This is a genomic window from Inquilinus limosus MP06, from assembly GCF_000767795.1.
Classification (GTDB): Bacteria; Pseudomonadota; Alphaproteobacteria; order DSM-16000; family Inquilinaceae; genus Inquilinus; species Inquilinus limosus_E.
In genome coordinates this window covers 1-2,443 of record NZ_JANX01000757.1, presented here as the reverse complement: position 1 = coordinate 2,443, position 2,443 = coordinate 1, and the positions used below count along the sequence as shown (strand labels likewise).

Sequence of the window (2,443 nt, the reverse complement as noted above, 5' to 3'; positions counted from 1 at the left end):
ATTTCGTCGAGGCCTGGGCCAGCCCTCACCCGGTCGTCCTGCGGACGCCCGACCTCTCCCGCCAAGCGGGAGAGGCAATACGCTTGTTCCGGCGCCACCGGCTTCTCAGTCCTCCGGCCCTTCGGGCTTCGCCTTGGGGTCGAAGTCGAAATAGCGGAAGGTCGTCGCCATGTGCGGCGGCAGCGGCGCGGTGACGTCGATGGTGCCGCGCGCCGGGTGCGGCAGCACCAGCCGGCGGGCATGCAGATGCAGCTGGCGCGGCAGCTCCGCCCCCGCGATCACGGCCTTGCCGGCGCCGTACTTGCCGTCGCCCAGGATCGGCGTGTCCAGCGCCGCCATGTGCAGGCGCAGCTGGTGGGTGCGGCCGGTGACCGGCCAAAGCGCGACGAAGGCGGCGTGCCGGGCCGCGGCCTCGACCACCGAATAGTCGGTGACCGCGCGCTGCCCCTCCTCGTCGCCATCCTCGACCACCCGGCCGACATTGTTCGGCGACCGCGCCAGCGCCAGGTCGATGCGGCCCTGATGCGGGTGCGGCACGCCGGCCGTCACCGCCCAGTATTCCTTGCGCGTGGCGCGCTCGCGGAACGCCTCGCTCAGCCGCCGCGTCGCCTTCGCCGTGCGGCCGATCAGCAGCACGCCCGACGTCTCCTGGTCCAGGCGATGGATCAGCCGCGGCCGTTCCTTGGCGTCGAACTGCAGATGGTCCAGCAGCCCGTCGACATGCGCCTTGACCTTGCCGCCGCCCTGCGTCGCCAGGCCGGCCGGCTTGTTCAGCACGATCACGTCGTCGTCGATCAGCAGGATGGCGCGCTTCAGCTCCGCCGCCAGCCCTTCCGCCTTCTCCGCCTTCAGCGGCATCGGCGCGCGCGGCACCGGCGGCTGCGCCGCCGCCTCGTCCAGCGGCGGGATGCGCACGGTCTGCCCCGGCTCCAGCCGCTGCGCCGCCTTGGCGCGCTTGCCGTCGACCCGGACCTGGCCGGTGCGCAGCAGCTTCTCCAGCCGGCCATGGGTCAGGCCCGGGAAGCGCTGGCGGAACCAGCGGTCCAGCCGCAGCTCGCCGTCGTCCGGCGACACCGCGACGTTTTGCACCGCGCGCGGCGCTGGGTCGCCGGATCGCGGGGTGGCGCCGGCCGCGGGCTTCGGCGCAGGATGGTCTTTTCGGGTCGGCGGCGGGGCGGGCGTTCGGCTCATGCGGGTGGTGTAGCACGAGAGGGGATCGTCGCGTGGGGACTTATCTGTGGGTCGCGGCCGGCAGCGCGCTGGGCGGCATGGCGCGGTACTGGTGCTCCGCCCTCGCGATCGAGCGCTTCGGCGCGGCCTTCCCTTGGGGCACGCTGGGCATCAACATCCTCGGCTCCTTCGTCATCGGCATCTTCGGCGGCCTGACCGGGCCGGACGGCCGGTTCCTGGTCAGCGCCGATGTCCGGACCTTCGTCATGGTCGGGCTGTGCGGCGGCTATACCACCTTCTCCTCCTTCAGCCTGCAGACGCTGGGGCTGATGCAGGACGGCGAATGGGCCCGCGCCGGCGCCAATGTGGTGCTGTCGGTGATATTGTGCCTGGTCGCGGTCTGGCTCGGCGTGCTCGCGGCCGGGGCGGCCAACGCGCTGGCGCGCTGAAAGGAGTCCGAGGGCGAGAGATTTTCCCGCCATCCGTGCATAACATAGTATTATCGTCTCGCGACGGGAGCGAGTCGGCTCGGAGATTTGGGGGAACAGGCGATGAGGCTGGGGATCGTGGCGGGGATCGTGCTGCTGGGAGTGCTGGCGGGCTGCGGGCCGAGGCCGCTGCCGCCGGACCCGACCGCCGAGGACCTGCTGGCCCACGGCGCCAAGCCGATCTCCCGCATGGACCTGCTGGAACGGCTGAGCGACAAGACCGTCTACGGCACCTTCTCGGTCGACACCAACACCGACAAGGCGGGCGACGCCTGGACCGAGTATTTCGCGCCGGACGGGCAGCTGTGGTACCGCGACCGGCGCACCACCTTCCGCGGCCGCTGGTACCTGCCGGACGGCAGGGACGAGCTGTGCCTGAGCTTCCGCGAGGGCGAGGAGCGCTGCGCCAAGCTCTATGAGCTGGACGGCACGCTGCAGTTCATCTCCGCGGCCCAGGGCCCCTATCAGGGCCGCGCCGTCTCCTATGCCGACAAGACCGTGGATGGCGACGCCGAAGGCTTCATCCCCAAGAAGCCGGAGCCGCGCAAGCGCCGGCAGAAGAAATAGTCACTCCAGCGGCCACATCACCCCGAAGCTGAACGGCGCCCACAGCGCGGTGGGCGCGCCGGCGGCCCGCAGCGCGTCGGCGGTCCAGACATTGCAGGTGCGCCAGGGGCGATAGGTGCCGTGCGCGGCGTAGAAGGCCTCGTAGGTGCCGGTGCCCGGCGGCGCGGCCAGGATGCCGCGCCCGTCCTGGCCCAGCGCGGCGGTGCCGCGGATGGCGT

The 2,443-nt window shown here is 71.8% G+C and carries 4 protein-coding genes; 2 read left to right on the top strand and 2 right to left on the bottom strand.

Translation table 11 applies throughout. The annotated features are described in order from the left end of the window. Nucleotides 1-105: 105 nt before the first annotated feature. The gene (locus tag P409_RS31965; protein WP_238578822.1) at nucleotides 106-1,074 is read right to left on the bottom strand and encodes an RluA family pseudouridine synthase; all 969 of its coding nucleotides are present in this window, start codon (nucleotides 1,072-1,074) and stop codon (nucleotides 106-108) included. Between the two features lie 149 nt (nucleotides 1,075-1,223). Here P409_RS31965 and crcB point away from each other — a divergent pair, with 149 nt between their 5' ends. Further along, entirely contained in the window at nucleotides 1,224-1,619 is a 396-nt protein-coding gene (gene crcB, locus P409_RS31960; protein WP_034848105.1) for a fluoride efflux transporter CrcB, read from the top strand. 102 nt (nucleotides 1,620-1,721) lie between these two features. Next, on the top strand, nucleotides 1,722-2,225 hold the full coding sequence (locus P409_RS31955) for a hypothetical protein (RefSeq protein WP_034848104.1): 504 nt from the start codon (nucleotides 1,722-1,724) through the stop codon (nucleotides 2,223-2,225). On the opposite strand, the gene P409_RS31950 is transcribed toward P409_RS31955, so the two are convergent. Continuing rightward, nucleotides 2,226-2,443: DUF2459 domain-containing protein (locus P409_RS31950; protein WP_034848102.1), on the bottom strand; the 218-nt coding region annotated here is incomplete at its 5' end.

Coding starts and splice junctions, on each gene's coding strand:
- P409_RS31955 (WP_034848104.1), top strand. CDS start 1,722: ATGAGGCTGGGGATCGTGGCGGGGATCGTGCTGCTGGGAGTGCTGGCG.